Annotated in this window: 17 protein-coding genes; 13 read left to right on the forward strand and 4 right to left on the reverse strand. The window is 71.0% G+C overall.

Annotation, left to right across the window (positions count from 1 at the left end):
* Window positions 1–69: 69 nt before the first annotated feature.
* The 13 genes from VEB62_RS13660 (at window position 70) to VEB62_RS13720 (ending at window position 12,200) form a co-directional block, all read left to right on the forward strand.
* Entirely contained in the window at window positions 70–396 is a 327-nt protein-coding gene (locus VEB62_RS13660; RefSeq protein ID WP_324800731.1) for a YerC/YecD family TrpR-related protein, read from the forward strand.
* 9 nt (window positions 397–405) lie between these two features.
* On the forward strand, window positions 406–1,287 hold the full coding sequence (gene hisG / locus VEB62_RS13665; RefSeq protein WP_324800733.1) for an ATP phosphoribosyltransferase: 882 nt from the start codon (window positions 406–408) through the stop codon (window positions 1,285–1,287).
* The gene (gene hisD / locus VEB62_RS13670) at window positions 1,287–2,594 is read left to right on the forward strand and encodes a histidinol dehydrogenase (protein ID WP_324800736.1); all 1,308 of its coding nucleotides are present in this window, start codon (window positions 1,287–1,289) and stop codon (window positions 2,592–2,594) included. The genes hisG and hisD overlap by 1 nt, the downstream gene beginning before the upstream one ends.
* Window positions 2,591–4,030 (forward strand): imidazoleglycerol-phosphate dehydratase HisB, encoded by a 1,440-nt coding sequence (gene hisB / locus VEB62_RS13675; RefSeq protein ID WP_324800738.1) that lies wholly within the window; start codon window positions 2,591–2,593, stop codon window positions 4,028–4,030. The genes hisD and hisB overlap by 4 nt, the downstream gene beginning before the upstream one ends.
* Window positions 4,027–4,629, forward strand: a complete 603-nt coding sequence (gene hisH / locus VEB62_RS13680; protein WP_324800741.1) for an imidazole glycerol phosphate synthase subunit HisH — start codon at window positions 4,027–4,029, stop codon at window positions 4,627–4,629. Before hisB ends, hisH begins: the two co-directional genes overlap by 4 nt.
* On the forward strand, window positions 4,626–5,360 hold the full coding sequence (hisA, locus tag VEB62_RS13685) for a 1-(5-phosphoribosyl)-5-[(5-phosphoribosylamino)methylideneamino]imidazole-4-carboxamide isomerase (RefSeq protein WP_324800743.1): 735 nt from the start codon (window positions 4,626–4,628) through the stop codon (window positions 5,358–5,360). The genes hisH and hisA overlap by 4 nt, the downstream gene beginning before the upstream one ends.
* On the forward strand, window positions 5,357–6,124 hold the full coding sequence (hisF, locus tag VEB62_RS13690) for an imidazole glycerol phosphate synthase subunit HisF (protein ID WP_324800746.1): 768 nt from the start codon (window positions 5,357–5,359) through the stop codon (window positions 6,122–6,124). Before hisA ends, hisF begins: the two co-directional genes overlap by 4 nt.
* Window positions 6,121–6,747, forward strand: a complete 627-nt coding sequence (gene hisIE, locus VEB62_RS13695) for a bifunctional phosphoribosyl-AMP cyclohydrolase/phosphoribosyl-ATP diphosphatase HisIE (protein ID WP_324800749.1) — start codon at window positions 6,121–6,123, stop codon at window positions 6,745–6,747. The genes hisF and hisIE overlap by 4 nt, the downstream gene beginning before the upstream one ends.
* Window positions 6,748–6,773: 26 nt before the next feature.
* A complete protein-coding gene (gene zwf / locus VEB62_RS13700; RefSeq protein WP_324800752.1) occupies window positions 6,774–8,234 on the forward strand; it encodes a glucose-6-phosphate dehydrogenase in 1,461 nt (486 codons plus the stop codon).
* The gene (pgl, locus tag VEB62_RS13705) at window positions 8,227–8,934 is read left to right on the forward strand and encodes a 6-phosphogluconolactonase (RefSeq protein WP_324800755.1); all 708 of its coding nucleotides are present in this window, start codon (window positions 8,227–8,229) and stop codon (window positions 8,932–8,934) included. Before zwf ends, pgl begins: the two co-directional genes overlap by 8 nt.
* Window positions 8,934–10,823 (forward strand): phosphogluconate dehydratase, encoded by a 1,890-nt coding sequence (edd, locus tag VEB62_RS13710; RefSeq protein WP_324800757.1) that lies wholly within the window; start codon window positions 8,934–8,936, stop codon window positions 10,821–10,823. The genes pgl and edd overlap by 1 nt, the downstream gene beginning before the upstream one ends.
* A gap of 52 nt (window positions 10,824–10,875) precedes the next feature.
* Window positions 10,876–11,853, forward strand: coding sequence for a glucokinase (glk, locus tag VEB62_RS13715; RefSeq protein WP_324800759.1), 978 nt, complete (start codon window positions 10,876–10,878; stop codon window positions 11,851–11,853).
* An 86-nt stretch (window positions 11,854–11,939) separates the two neighbouring features.
* Window positions 11,940–12,200 carry a hypothetical protein gene (locus tag VEB62_RS13720; RefSeq protein ID WP_324800761.1) on the forward strand — a complete coding sequence of 87 codons (261 nt, stop codon included), beginning with the start codon at window positions 11,940–11,942 and terminating at the stop codon, window positions 12,198–12,200.
* Between the two features lie 49 nt (window positions 12,201–12,249).
* On the opposite strand, the gene VEB62_RS13725 is transcribed toward VEB62_RS13720, so the two are convergent.
* Genes VEB62_RS13725 through VEB62_RS13740 form a run of 4 tightly spaced genes read right to left on the reverse strand, consistent with a single transcriptional unit; the run spans window position 12,250 to window position 15,122 of the window.
* Window positions 12,250–12,984, reverse strand: a complete 735-nt coding sequence (locus VEB62_RS13725) for a DUF1295 domain-containing protein (protein ID WP_324800764.1) — start codon at window positions 12,982–12,984, stop codon at window positions 12,250–12,252.
* Between the two features lie 39 nt (window positions 12,985–13,023).
* The gene (locus VEB62_RS13730; protein WP_324800767.1) at window positions 13,024–13,413 is read right to left on the reverse strand and encodes a hypothetical protein; all 390 of its coding nucleotides are present in this window, start codon (window positions 13,411–13,413) and stop codon (window positions 13,024–13,026) included.
* Window positions 13,410–14,708 (reverse strand): homogentisate 1,2-dioxygenase, encoded by a 1,299-nt coding sequence (gene hmgA / locus VEB62_RS13735; protein WP_324800769.1) that lies wholly within the window; start codon window positions 14,706–14,708, stop codon window positions 13,410–13,412. Before hmgA ends, VEB62_RS13730 begins: the two co-directional genes overlap by 4 nt.
* Window positions 14,709–14,765: 57 nt before the next feature.
* Window positions 14,766–15,122 (reverse strand): hypothetical protein, encoded by a 357-nt coding sequence (locus VEB62_RS13740; protein ID WP_324800772.1) that lies wholly within the window; start codon window positions 15,120–15,122, stop codon window positions 14,766–14,768.
* Between the last annotated feature and the right edge of the window lie 7 nt (window positions 15,123–15,129).

Below are 15,129 nucleotides of genomic sequence, written 5' to 3' on the forward strand. Positions count from 1 at the left end.
AGATCGAACCGCGGCGCTCCGCCACAGGCCCCTTGACCGTTCCACCGTTACAGCATAGTGGAACACGCCATGATCAACACCCTCCCCCGCAACGCCGGGGCGACGGCCCGCAGCCGCGTCGCCCTCTATGACGCCCTGCTGTCGCTGAACACGCGCGACGAGGTCGACGCCTTCCTCGCCGACCTGTGCACGCCGGCGGAGCTGCGCGCCTTCGCCGAGCGCTGGGAGGTCGCCCGTCTGCTCGATGCGGGCGGCAAGTCGTATCGCGAGATCGCCGCCGAAGCCCAGGCCAGCCCGACCACGGTGGTGCGGGTCGCCCGCTTCCTCAAGGAAATGCCGCACCAGGGCTACCGCCTCGTGCTGGATCGCCAGAAAAACCCGAACAGCCAGGCCTGAGTCAGCATCATGAGCACAGTTCAGGGACGGCTGCGTATCGCCGTCCAGAAATCGGGCCGTCTGGCCGACCGCAGCCTCGATCTCGTCCGCGACGCCGGTCTGCGCGTGGTCAAGGGCAACAACGACCTGCTCTACCGGGTCGAGAACTATCCGATCGACCTGCTGCGGGTGCGCGACGACGACATCCCGACCTTCGTCGCCGACGGCGTTTGCGACCTCGGCATCGTCGGCGAGAACGTGCTGGAGGAAGCCCGCAACGGCGGCCCCCTCGCCGAGGTGATCATGCCGCTCGGCTTCGGCCGCTGCACCCTGAAGATCGCCGTCCCGCCGACGCTGGCCTACGACGGTCCGGCCTCGCTCGAGGGCCTGCGCGTCGCCACCTCCTATCCGAAGATCCTGCGCCGCTTCCTCGACGACCGGAACGTCACGGCCGAGATCGTCACCATGCGCGGGGCCGTCGAGGTCGCGCCCCGGCTCAAGCTCGCCGCCGCCATCTGCGACCTCGTCTCGACCGGCGCCACGCTCGAGGCCAATGGCCTCGGCGCGCGCGAGACGGTGCTGGAAAGCCAGGCCGTGCTGATCCGCTCGCCCGTCGTCCCCGAGCCCGCGCTCCAACACCTGCTGGACAGCATCGTCGAGCGGATGAGCGGCGTCGTCGCCTCCCAGGGGGCCAAATACGTCATGCTCAACGCGCCCCGTTCGGCGCTGGACCAGATCACCGCCATCCTGCCCGGCGCCGGCTCGCCCACCGTCATGCCCCTGTCCGGCCGCGAGGACGCCGTCGCGGTCCACGCCGTCTGTCAGGAGGCGGTGTTCTGGGAGACGCTGGAGAAGCTCAAGGCCGCCGGGGCGTCGGCCATCCTGGTCCTCCCGATCGAGAAGATGATGTGATGAGACGGATGGACTGGAGCACGCTCGACGCCGCCGGCCGCCGCGAGGCGCTGGCCCGTCCCGCCCGTCGCACCGAGGCGCGGGTCAGCGACGTCGTGCGTGAGATCTTCGACGACGTGCAGGCGCGCGGCGGCGCGGCCGTCACGGACTGGAGCTTGAAGCTGGACGGCGCCGCCCCCCGCCGCGTCGCCATCACCCCCGAGGTCGTCGCGGCGGCCCGCGCCGCCCTGCCGCCCTCGGCCACCCATGCCCTGCGCATCGCCGCCGAGAACGTCCGCATCTTCCACCAGGCGACCCGCCCGGAAGACACGTCCTGGGTCGAGACCACGCCCGGCGTCCGCTCGCGGCTGGTCTGGCGGCCAATCTCTTCGGCCGGTCTCTACGTCCCCGGCGGCACGGCGCCGCTGTTCTCGTCCCTGCTGATGCTGGCGATTCCGGCGGAAGTCGCGGGGGTGGGGCGGCGCGTCGCCGTCACGCCGCCCTCGAAGGACGGCGAGCCTCACCCGGCCATGATCGTCGCCGCCGACGAAGCCCGTCTGGATGCCCTGTGGCTGATCGGCGGCGCCCAGGCCATCGCCGCCCTGACCTTCGGCGCCGTCTTCGACGACGGCGAGATCGAGCCGGTCGCCAGGCTGTTCGGCCCCGGCAACGCCTTCGTCGCTGAAGCCAAGAAACAGGCCGCGGCCCTGCCCGGCGGCCCGGCCATCGACATGCCCGCCGGCCCGTCGGAACTGCTGGTCATCGCCGACCGCGACGCCGAGCCGGAGATCGCCGCCGCCGACCTGCTCAGCCAGGCCGAGCACGACCCCGACGCCCAGGTCATCCTCGTCTCGGAAAGTCGGGCCAACATCGACGCCATTCTCGCCGAAGTGGAGCGCCAGCTCGAAACCCTGCCGCGCGCCGACATAGCGCGCGCCTCCCTCGCCGAGGGGCGCGCCATCCGCGTCCGCGACATGGCCGAGGCCTGCGAGGTCGCCAACCTCTACGGCCCCGAACACCTCGCCCTGCAGACCGACGACGCCGACGTCCTCGTCGACCGCATCACAGCCGCCGGCGCGGTCTTCGTCGGCTCATACGCAGCCGAGACCCTTGGCGACTACGCCGCCGGCCCCAGCCACGTCCTGCCCACCGACGGCGCCGCCCGCACCCTCGGCGGCATCACCACCGCCAGCTTCATGACCTCGATGTCGGTCCAGTCCGTCACGGAGGCGGGGGCCCGGCAGCTCGCCCCTGTCGCCGCCCGGCTCGCCCGTATGGAAGGCCTCGAGGCCCACGCGCGGGCCGCCGATCTGAGGAGCGGTGGATGATCACCAACCTCCCCGCTCCTTTCGCGCCGCTGGTCTCCGGCGGCGACGGCCTCGACCGCTATCCGGCCGAGCCCCGCGCCCTCGCCGCCCGCATGGCCGAGGTCTACGCCCTCCCGGCCGACCGCGTCCTGCCCGTGCGCGGCCTCACCCACGGACTGGAGCTGGTCATCCGCCTCGCCGCCCGCGACGGCCTTGCCGTACAGGCTCCCGACGCCGAGCCCTACGCAACGCTGGCCACCCTCTACGCCCGCCCCTCGCCCGGCGCGGAAACCGGCGCCGTCATCCTGCGCGCCCTCGGCTCGCCCGAGGCCGTCGGCGAGATGGCCGCGCGCGTCGCCCCCGCCTTGCTGGTCATCGACGAGGGTCTGGCCGAGTTCGCCGCCGCGCCCTCCGCCGCCGCCGTCATCGACGATCACGCCAACCTCGTCGTGCTGCGCAGTCTTTCGCTGGCCTGGGGCCTCGCCGGCGCCCGGGTCGGCGCCGCCCTCGCCCAACCGGCGACGCTGGCCCGGCTGATCTCGGTGCTTGAGCCCTATGCCCTGCCGGAGGTTTCCGTCCGGCTCGCCCTGCAGGCGCTGGATCCCTCCCGGATGATGGAGACGCAGCAGCGGATCGCCCTTGTCCGCGGCGAGCGCGAACGGCTGACGAAAGCCCTGTCGCGAGCCATGGTCGTCGAGCCCGGCTTCGGCCCCGTCATCATGGCCCGCCCGTCCGATTCCGACGCCGTCCTTGCCGCCCTGAGACGCTACGGCGTTCCGGCCGAGCGGGCCGACGGCCGCCTGCGCCTGCCCGTCTCCGCCCGCGCGGAGGTCAACGACCGTCTGCTTGCCGCGCTGGACCTCGCCCCGGGCCCGACCCGGCCGCACCGCACCGGTCAGGCCGTCCGTGACACGAAAGAGACCCGGATCGTCTGCGCCGTCGATCTCGACGCCGCCGGCCCCGTCGCCATCGCCACCGGCGTCGGCTTTTTCGACCACATGCTGGAGCAGATCGCGGTCCACGGCGGCTTCTCGCTGCGGCTGTCGTGCGAGGGCGACCTGCACACCGACCCGCACCACACCATCGAGGACTCGGCCATCGCCCTCGGTCAGGCCCTGAAACAGGCGCTCGGGGAACGCCGCGGCATCGCCCGCTATGGCTTCGTCCTGCCCATGGACGAGGCCAGGGCCTCCGTCTCCATCGACCTGTCCGGCCGGCCCTTCCCGGTGTTCGAGGGAACCTTCAGCACGCCCTTCATCGGCGATTATCGCACCGACCTGACCGCGCACGTGTTCCGCTCGCTGGCCGAGCACCTCGGCGCGGCGATCCACGTCTCGGTCACCGGCGACGACGACCACCACAAGACCGAGGCGGTCTACAAAGCCTTCGGCCGCGCCCTGCGCCAGGCCATCCGCGTCGAGGGCGAGGTCGTTCCCTCGAGCAAGGGGGTGCTGTGACCACAGTCACCGTCCTCTCCTACGGCGCCGGCAATGTCGCCTCGGTCCAGTTCGCGCTGGAGCGGCTCGGCGCGACCGTCCGGTTGACCGCCGACCCGGCCGAGGTCGCCGATGCCGAACGGCTGGTCCTGCCCGGCGTCGGCGCGGCGGGTTACGCCATGGCGCGCCTGTCTGACCTGGGTCTGATCGAGCCGGTCCGCGCCTTCTCCCGCCCCCTGCTCGGCGTCTGCCTCGGCCAGCAACTGCTGTTCGGGACCAGCGAGGAGGGCGACGGCGTCGACATGCTCGGCCTCATCCCCGGAACCGTCCGGCGCCTCGAGCCCGCCCCCGACCGCCCCGTGCCGCACATGGGCTGGTCGCGTCTCTCGATGGCCCGGCCCGATCCGCTGCTGGAAGGCGTCGACGAGGGAGCGTACGCCTACTTCGTGCACAGTTACGTCTGCCCCGACGGCGACGCCACCCTGGCCCGCGCCGACTACGGCGGCCCGGTTCCGGCCGTGGTCCGCAGCGGCAACCGCTGGGGTTGCCAGTTCCACCCGGAACGTTCCGCCGCCGCCGGCGCCCGCATCCTGCGCAACTTCCTGGAGCTGCAGGCATGATCGTCTATCCCGCCATCGACCTGAGGGACGGCGTCTGCGTGCGGCTGATGCACGGCCGGTTCGACGCCGTGACCCGCTACGACGACGATCCCGCCGCCCGGCTCGCCGCCTTCGCCGCCGCCGGGGCGGACTGGGCCCACATCGTCGACCTCGACGGGGCCGAGGCGGGCCGAGCCATGCAGCACGGCCTGATCGGCGAACTGGCCTCCGCCATCGACATCCGCATCCAGTCCGGCGGCGGCGTCCGCTCGGCCGACGACATCCAGCGCCTGCTCGACGCCGGGGTCAGCCGGGTCGTCGTCGGCTCCCTCGCCGTCTCCGACCCCGACGCGGTCGCGGCCTGGCTGGAGCGTTTCGGCCCCGACCGCATCACCCTGGCCATCGACGTGAAGGCCGACGGCGACCGCTACATCCCGGCGCTCAAGGGCTGGACCGAGGCCGCCGCCGTCGACCTGTGGACCGCGCTCGACCGCTACCCACCGGGGTCCGCGAAACACCTGCTGGTCACGGACGTCGGCCGCGACGGCGCCCTCACCGGCCCCAACCTCGACCTTCTGGCCGAGATTCACCTGCGTCGCCCCGACCTGTGGCTGCAGGCCTCCGGTGGCGTCGCCGATCTGTCAGATCTCACGGGCGCCCGCTCCGTCGGCGCGTCCGGGGCCATCGTCGGCCGGGCCCTGTACGAAGGCCGGTTCACCCTCGAACAGGCGCTGGAGACAGCCCGCTCATGACCGCCCGGCGCATCATCCCCTGCCTTGACGTCAAGGGCGGGCGCGTGGTCAAGGGCGTCCGCTTCCAGGGCCACGTCGACATGGGCGACGCGGCCGACCTCGCCGCCCGCTACCGCGACCAGGGCGCCGACGAACTGGTCTTCTACGACATCACCGCCTCGCCCGAGCGCCGCACCCTCGACTACGGCTGGGTGAAGAACATCGCCCGCCTGCTCGACATCCCCTTCAGCGTCGCCGGCGGCATTCGCTCGGTCGAACAGGCGGGGCGCTGCCTCGATCACGGCGCGGACAAGGTCTCGGTCAACTCGCCCGCCCTCGAACGCCCCGAACTGATCTCCGAACTCGCCGACCGCTTCGGCGCCCAGTGCGTCGTCGTCGGCGTCGATTCGAAGCGCACCGGCGACGACTGGTTCGTCCACCAGTACACCGGCGATCCGACCGCCAGCCGCGGTTCGGGCCGCCGCACCCTCGACTGGATCATCGAGGCGCAGGCGCTCGGCGCCGGCGAGATCGTCCTCAACTGCATGGACGAGGACGGCGTCCGCCGCGGCTATGACATCGCCCAGCTCGCCGCCGCACGCGAGCGCCTGATCATCCCGCTGGTCGCCTCGGGCGGGGCCGGCGAGGCCGCGCATTTCCGCGACGTGTTCGAGCAGGCCGGCGTCTCCGGCGCCCTCGCCGCCAGCGTCTTCCACACGGGCTCGCTGGCGATTGCGGACCTCAAGGCGTTCCTCGCCGGCTCGGGCATCGAGGTGAGACCATGATCGACCCCTCCACCCTCGACTGGGACAAGTCCGACGGCCTGGTCCCCGTCGTCGTCCAGGACTCCGCCACCCTGCAGGTGCTGACCCTGGCCTACATGGACCGCGCCGCCCTCGACGAGACCATCGCCTCGGGCGAGGCCACCTTCTTCTCGCGCTCGCGCGGCGGCCGCTGGCGCAAGGGCGAGAGCTCGGGCGACCGGCTGTCCGTCGTCTCGATCACGCCCGACTGCGACGCTGACGCCCTGGTGCTCAAGGTCCGGCCGGTCGGGAACGCCTGCCACCTGAACCGGATCAGCTGCTTCGGCGACGAGGACGCCCCGGGGCTGGGCCGCCTCGCCCGACTGGAGGCCGCCATCGCCGCCCGCGCCGCCGCCGATCCGTCCGAAAGCTGGACCGCCCGCCTGCTCGCCGAAGGGCCCAAGCGCGCGGCCCAGAAGGTCGGCGAGGAGGGCGTCGAGACCGCCCTGGCCGGCGCCGCCGGACCCGATGCGGAACTCGCATCCGAGGCCGCGGATTTGATCTATCATCTGCTGGTGCTGCTCCGCGCCCGTAACATGGTGTTTCAGGACGTCCTCGACGTCTTGGCTCAGCGGGCGGAAGCAGCCAGACAAACGGCCGGCTAGGCTTGGACAACAGAGAAGGAGAGCGGATGGCGGCCCTGGTGCTGTTTGGCGGCGGCGGCGACCTCGCCATGCGGATGCTCCTGCCCTCGCTCTATTTCCTTGAGCACGACGGCCTGCTGCCGGACGGCCTCAAGATCATCGGCGCGGCCCGCTCCGAGGAGAGCCGCGACGACTATGTCGCCAAGGTCCGCCAGTCGGTTGAAGCCAAGGCCAAAGCCGACAATGCCTGGGACGCCGCGGCCTGGGCCCGCATGGAGGCCCGGCTCGACTATCTGGCCGTCGACGCCACCTCGGCCGAAAGCCTCAAGCCGCTCAAGGACAAGGTCGGCGAGGGCGCCTGCACCTCCTTCCTGGCCGTGTCCCCCTCTCTCTACGCCCGGATCGTCACCGCCATGCGCGCCGCGGGCCTGGCCGAGCCCGAGGACCGGGTCGTGCTGGAGAAGCCGATCGGCCGCGATCTCGAGACCTTCCGCCAGATCGACGACGCGGTGGCCGACGCCTTCTCCGAGAACCAGGTCTTCCGCATCGACCACTACCTCGGCAAGGAGACGGTCCAGAACCTGATCGCGCTGCGCTTCGGCAACACCATCTTCGAACCGCTGTGGAACAACCTGTCGATCGACCACGTCCAGATCACGGTCGGCGAGACCGTCGGCGTCGGCGACCGCTGGCCCTATTACGACGAGTACGGAGCATTGCGCGACATGCTCCAGAACCACATGCTCCAGCTGCTCTGCCTCGTGGCCATGGAGCCGCCCTCCGATCTCGACCCGGACTCGGTCCGCAACGAGAAGGTCAAGGTGCTGCGCTCGCTCCGTCCGATCACGCACGAGGAGGCCGAACGGGTCACCGTGCGCGGCCAGTACGTCGCCGGGGTGGTCGAGGCCGAGCCGGTCAAGGGCTATGACGAGGAGCGCGGCGCGGCGTCCGATACCGAGACCTTCGTCGCCATCCGCGCCGACATCGACAACTGGCGCTGGGCGGGCGTGCCCTTCTTCATGCGCACCGGCAAGCGCCTGCCCGAGAAGCGCACCGAGATCGTCATCCAGTTCAAGCCGCTGCCCCACTCCATCTTCGACCGCGCCGAACGCGGCGAGATCCAGGCCAACCGGCTGGTCATCGCGCTGCAGCCGGAGGAGGACATCTCCCTGTCGGTGATGAACAAGAAGCCCGGCCTAGACCAGCGCATGCAGCTGCAGCCCATCCGCATGAGCCTGTCGTGGGGCCAGAACGACCGGAACGCCGCCCCGCCCCGCCGGCGCATCGCCTACGAGCGGCTGTTGCTCGACGCCCTGGCCGGCGACTCCACCCTGTTCGTCCGCCGCGACGAGGCGGAACAGGCCTGGAAATGGGTCGACGAGGTTTCCGAGGCCTGGTCCGACGCCGCCTTCAAGCCGCACGACTACGTCGCCGGAACCTGGGGCCCAGAAGCCGCCGATCTGCTGTTGTCCCGCACCGGCCGCGCGTGGAATTCGGGCGATGCGTGAGATCGAAACCTTCCCCGACGCCGCCGGTTGGGCCGACGCCTGCGCTGTCCGGCTCGCCGACGCGCTGGCGACCGCCCTCGCGGAAACCGGCAAGGCCGTCTTCGCCGGCTCCGGGGGCTCGACCCCCTCGCCGATCTACACCCGTCTCGCGGAGGCTCCGCTGGACTGGTCGAAGGTCGTCGTCACCCTCGTCGACGAGCGCTACGTCCCGGAAAGTTCGCCGGACTCCAACGCAGCCCTGATCAAGCGGGCCCTGCTGACCGGCCCCGCCGCCGCCGCCCGCTTCACGCCGCTCTACCATCCGTCGGTGACCGTCGACCGGTCCGCGGCCCTCGCCGGCCACGCCCTCGCGGCCGAGGGCGGACGTCTGGACGCGGTCCTTCTCGGCATGGGGGAGGATGGCCATATCTGTTCGATGTTCCCGAACAGCCCGACCCTGAAGACCCTGCTCTCCCCGGCCCTGCCGCCGACGGTGCTGGGCGTGCCCCAGGGCCGTGACGGCGCGGCCCCGAGCCTCGAGCGCCTGTCGATCAACCTGCCTTACCTGACCGGCGCCCGCCGCGTCGTCCTGGCCCTGACCGGCGCCGCCAAACGTTCCGTGTTCGAACGCGAGGCGGCGGGCGACCCGGCTATCCAGCCGATCGCGGCCCTGCTGGCCCACAAGGTCCCGCTCGAAGTCCTGTGGACGGAGAAGACCTGATGCCTGCCCTCAATCCCGTCGTCGCCGAGGTCACCGCCCGCATCGTCGAGCGCTCGCGCGCCACCCGTACCGACTATCTGCGCCGCATGGACGCCGCCGCCGTGTCCGGCGTCGGCCGCGCCAAGCTGAGCTGCGCCAACTGGGCCCACGCCTTCGCCGGCCAGACCATCGCCGACAAGCTCACGGCCATGGGTGGCAAGGCCCCCAACGTCGGCGTCGTCACCGCCTACAACGACATGCTCTCGGCCCATCAGCCGTTCGAGCGCTTTCCACACATCATCCGCGAGGCGGCCCGCGAGCTCGGCGCCACGGCCCAGGTCGCCGGCGGCACGCCCGCCATGTGCGACGGGGTCACCCAGGGGCGCCCCGGCATGGAGCTGTCGCTGTTCAGCCGCGACGTCATCGCCATGTCCACCGGCGTGGCCCTGACCCACGACGCCTTCGACGCCGTCATCGCCCTGGGCGTCTGCGACAAGATCGTGCCCGGCCTGTTCATGGGCTCGCTGGCCTTCGGCCACCTGCCGGTGGTCTTCGCCCCCGCCGGTCCGATGCCCAGCGGCATTCCGAATGCGGAGAAGGCCCGCGTCCGCGCCCTCTACGCCCAGAACAAGGTCGACCGGGCCACGCTCCTCGAAAGCGAGATCGGCTCCTACCACTCGCCCGGCACCTGCACCTTCTACGGCACCGCCAACTCCAACCAGATGATGATGGAGCTCGGCGGCCTGCACCTGCCCTCGACCGCCTTCGTCCATCCGGAGACCGGCCTGCGCGACGCCCTGACCGCCGCGGCGGCCAGGCGCGCGGTCGAGCTGGCCCGCTCGGGCGAGGGCCGCATGGCCGACGTCATCGACGAGAAGGCGATCGTCAACATGATCGTCGCCCTGCTCGCCACCGGCGGCTCCACCAACCACGCCATCCATCTTGTGGCCATGGCGCGCGCCGCCGGCGTGCTGATCGACTGGACCGACATGGACCAGCTGTCGTCGGTGACCCCGCTGCTGGCCCGGGTCTATCCCAACGGTTCGGCCGACGTGAACGCCTTCCAGGCCGCCGGCGGCGTCGCCTTCGTGGCCCGCGAACTGGCCGGAGCCGGAAACATCCACACTGACGTCCAGACCATCATGGGCCCGGGCATCCACCACTATTTCCAGGAGCCGTCGCTGGTCGACGGCCAGCTGGTCTGGCGCGACGGCGTCGCCGAGAGTCTGGACACGGACATTCTCCGCCCGGCCTCCGATCCGTTCGACCGCGAGGGTGGCCTGCGCCTGGTCCAGGGCGACCTCGGCCGCGCCGTCATCAAGGTCTCGGCGGTCAAGCCGGAGAACCGCGTGGTCGAAGCCCCCGCCGCCGTCTTCGAAACCCAGGAAGACGCCCTGCAGGCCTTCAAGGACGGCAAGCTCGATCGCGATGTCGTCGTGGTGCTGCGCTTCCAGGGCCCGAAGGCCAACGGCATGCCCGAGCTGCACAGCCTGTCCCCCGCCCTCGGCGTGCTGCAGGACAAGGGCTTCAAGGTCGCCTTCGTCACCGACGGCCGCATGTCCGGCGCCTCGGGCAAGACGCCGGCGGCCATCCACGTCTCGCCCGAGGCCCTGGCCGGCGGCATGCTGGGCCGGGTCCGCGACGGCGACGTCATCCGGCTCGATCCCGAGGCCGGGGTGCTGACCACCGTCGACGTCGACCTGTCCGCCCGTCCGGCCGCGATCCGGTCTCGCGAGCACGCCGCCGGCTCGGCCTGGGGCTACGGCCGCGAGCTGTTCGGCGCCTTCCGCCACGTCGTCTCGACGGCCGAGGAGGGCGCGTCGGTCTGTTTCGTCACGCCCGCCGGCGACGGGGCCTGGAACGACAGCCAGCCCGATCCGAACCTCGTCGACCGCGCGGTCGACGCCTGATGCTCCCTCAAGCAGAGAGCCGCCGCGTGGCGAACGATAGGGAAGAAATCTGATGACCATCGCCTGGGACAAGACGTTGCTGGTCGGGGACGTCGGCGGCACCAACGCCCGCTTCGCCATCGCCCACATGGTCAACGGCAAGCCGGTGCTCGAACATCACCAGAGCTTCAAGGGGGCGGACCATCCGACCTTCCTCAGCGGCGTGAAGGCCTTCGTCGACGGCTGCGAGACCAAGCCGACCTCCGGGGTCATCGCCGTGGCCGGACCGGTCACCGACGGGGCCATCGACCTGACCAACTCGCCGTGGCGGGTGTCCGAGGAGGAGCTCGGCACGCTCGGCCTCAATCCGGTGCGGCTGATCAATGACTTCGAGGCCCTCGCCTGGGGCGCGGGCGTCGTCCCCCGGGACGAACTGGCCTCGCTGGGCGGCCCAGAGGAAGGCGACCCGGAATCCGCCATCGCCGTGCTCGGCCCCGGCACCGGCTTCGGCGTCTCGGCCCTGATCCGCGACTTCCACGGACGCGAGATGGCCATGCCGTCCGAGGGCGGCCACGCCTGTTTCGCCCCCGGCGACCCGATCGAGGACGAGATCCTGCGCATCCTGCGCCGCCGCTACGACCGCGTCTCGATCGAGCGGCTGATCTGCGGTCCGGGCCTGCTCAACATGCACCGCGCCCTGGCCGAGATCGACGGGCGCGAGACCCACATCGAGGACCCGGCCCAGATCACTGAAGAGGCCCTGGCCGATCCGCGCAGCGCCTGCGGCGCCACCCTGGCCCGGTTCTGCGCCATCCTCGGGGCTGTGGCCGGCGACATCGCCCTGACCACCGGCGCCCGCGGCGGCGTCTATATCGCCGGCGGCATCGCCCCGCTCATCCTGCCCTTCCTGCAGGCCAGCCCCTTCCGCGAGCGCTTCGAGCGCAAGGGCCGGTTCACTGACTACATGGCCGCCATCCCCACCCACGTCATCCTGCACAAGCACGCGGCCCTGCTCGGCGCGGCCCGCGTAGCCTTCGCCGAGGCCGGCTGACGAAGATTCTCACGGGTAAGTCACGCGGACGTGAACCAATTTCGAAGCGACGCATTATTCGGGCTCCACTGTGGAAGGAACCCACCATGCGTAAGCTGATCATCGCCACCGCCGCCGCCTTCGCCCTCGCCGGCGTCGCCGCCTGCGAAAGCCAGGCCGACAAGACCGCTGAAGTCCAGGCGGACGCCCTGGAAGAGCAGGCCGCTGCTGCTCCGACGGAAGCCGCCGAGACCGCGCTCAACGAGAAGGCCGACGCGATCGAGCAACAAGCCGGCAACGCCGACGGCGGCATGACGACCGAGAACACGCCGAACACCTCGCCGTCGACCGCCAACCCGTCGCACTAAGGGCTTCTCCATGCGGGATTCATGACCCGCGTGTCGAACCTTGGAACGGTCAGCCCCCGTCGCCCACGCGGCGGGGGTTTTCCGTTCGGGCCCAGTGAACCAGGGCCAGCGTCAGGAAGACCGGTCCGATGACCGACCACCGGCCCGGCCCGGTCTCGGCAGCGATCAGGAACAGGCCGCACCACACCGCCACGTCGCCCAGATAATCGGGACGGCGCAGCCATCGCGGCGGCCCCTTGCCCGATTGCGCGTCGGCGTTGGGGGACTTCCGCGGCGCCGCCAGCCTGAGAGCGCCCCACCCCTCGAGCCCGATCCCCGCCACCGCCAGCACCGCCCCGGCCCAGCCGATCCAGCCCACAGGCGGCAGGAAACTGACTTGCCCCAGCTGTACCGGCAGGGCGGTCAGCCACGCCAGCACGCCCTGTGGCAGGAAGACCAGCAACAGCGACACGACGCCCCGTCTCCAGCCGAAGCGGGCGGCCCGCACCTCGACCATCCGGGCGTACCGTTCATCCGCCTCGCTGCGCGACGCCGGCGACAGTCGCCGCCACGCCTGCGGCGCGGCCCAGATCGCCACCAGCCACAGCAGCAGCCCCTTCCGGACGGGATCGCCCTCGGTGAGCAGAAAGGTCGTCCCGGCCAGCGCGACCATTCCCAGGGGCCAGACGCCGTCGATGAAGCCGATCCGCCGTCCCCGACCGGCCGCCGCCCACAGCGCCGCCATCGCCACGAGGATCAAGGCCAGGTTCAGGCCCAGCAGGGCCGCGATCTCGGGCAGGGTCATGTCACGGCAACGCCGCCGCTCGCCGCCGGATGCATCGGCTCAGTCGACGCAGATCGTGGCTTGGGCCTTGCCGTCCTCGACGGTGGTGTAGCAGCCGAACCGGCTGCTGGTGACCTGGCATTGGCCGACCGCGGCGGCCCCGGCGCGCGGCGCCTCCCCAACGTCCTCGACCCGGCAGTCGCCCTGACACTGGTCGCCGTCGGTGCAGCGCCGTCCGGCATCCGTATAGGAGACCACGCAGCGCATCGTCTGCATCCGTCCCTGCGGCAGCATCTTGCCGCCCCGGGCCGCGCAGGCCGCCGCCTCGTCCGCCTGGGTCTGAACCGCCGGCGCCGCCTCGGCCAGGTCGGTCTTGCCGCCGTCCGCCGCCGGCATCGGCTGGCACGCCGCCGCCGCCAACAGCGCCGCGACCATCATCAAACGCTTCATGTCACGCGGCCCTTCTCGAAACCCGTCCATACGTCGTCGTAGTCCAGTTGCATGGTCGGCGAGCTTTGCGCCCATTCCGTGGTGCGGATCGGCATCCGCGTCTCGAACATGAAGGCCAGGGTGTTCTCGATCTTCACCGGCTTCAGCTCGGCCGCCACCGCCTTGTCGTACGACGCCTGGTCCGGTCCATGTCCGCTCATGCAATTGTGCAGGCTGGCCCCGCCCGGCGCGAACCCGCCCTCCTTGGCGTCGTACTCGCCGTGCACCAGCCCCATGAACTCGCTCATCACGTTGCGGTGGAACCACGGCGGCCGGAAGGTGTCCTCGGCCACCATCCAGCGCGGCGGGAAGATCACGAAGTCGGCGTTGGCCACGCCCGCCGTGTCGCTGGGCGAGGTCAGCACCGTGAAGATCGACGGATCCGGATGGTCGAAACTGACCGTGCCGATCGTGTTGAACCGGGCCGTGTCATACTTGTACGGCGCGTTGTTGCCGTGCCAGCCGACCACGTCCAGCGGGCTGTGGTCGAAGGTCGTGGCGTACAGCCGCCCGCCGAATTTCTGCACGCATTCGGTCTGGCGGTCGACGTCCTCGAACGCCGCCACGGGGGTCTGGAAATCCCTCGGATTGGCCAGGCCGTTCGAGCCGATCGGCCCCAGGTCCGGCAGGCGGAAGGCCGCGCCGTAGTTCTCGCAGACATAGCCGCGCACCGGCCCCGACACCTCGACCCGGAACCGCACCCCGCGCGGGATGACCACGATCTCGCCGGGCCGGGCGTTGATCCGCCCCATCTCGGTGACGAAGACCTGCTCGCCCTGCTGCGGCACGATCAGCAGCTCGCCGTCGGCGCAATAGAACACCCGGTCGGTCATCGACCGGTTCGCGGCATACAGATGGATGCCCGTCCCGGCGCCCGTTTCCGGGTCGCCGTTGCCGCCATAGGTCACCAGCCCCTCGACCCAGTCGGTCGGTTCGGTCGGCATCGGCAACGGGTCCCAGCGCATCCGGTTCGGCGAGGGCGGCGCCTCGTGGAACGGCCCTGACCGCACCAGTCCCTGCCGGAACGGCTTGTAGGCCGGATGCTGCGCCGACGGCCTCAACCGGTACAGCCACGACCGCCGGTTCTCGCCGCGCGGCGCGGTGAACGCGGTCCCCGACAGCTGCTCCGCATACAGCCCCATCGGCGTCCGCTGCGGCGAATTCCGTCCCTCGGGCAAGGCGCCGGGGACCGCCTCGGTCGAGAAATGATTGCCGAACCCCGGCATATAGGCAGGCGCGTTGGCTCGCGTCGTCATGGTGCGTCGTCTCCCGTGGGCAGGTTTAGCGTCCCGGCTCCGGCCAAGCCACCCCGCTCAGTCCTCGGGAAGCTCCCAACGCAGCTTCAGCCGAACGCTCAGGCCGGCCGCCGTCTCGCCGTTCTCGAGCCGGGCCGCGTGTCGGAAATGCTCAGACGCGTCAAACGCCACCCTACCCAACTCCGGATAGGCGACGGGGAGGGAGTTGATGCGGCAATCGTCCAGGCCGCCACCTTCCAGGACCGAACAGGTCAGCTCGACCGTGCCCACAGGATTGTAGTCGGTCCGGCCAACATCGGGCGTCATCTGCCCAGCCGTCGGTGTTTGAACCCATTGCGGCCGGACGATAACGCCATCGACCACCTGCGGGTCCTCTGGAACGAGGATGGCGAGGGCAAAGGCCAGGAACAGCATCCCTTGA

Source organism: Brevundimonas sp., from assembly GCF_035626975.1.
Lineage (GTDB): Bacteria > Pseudomonadota > Alphaproteobacteria > Caulobacterales > Caulobacteraceae > Brevundimonas.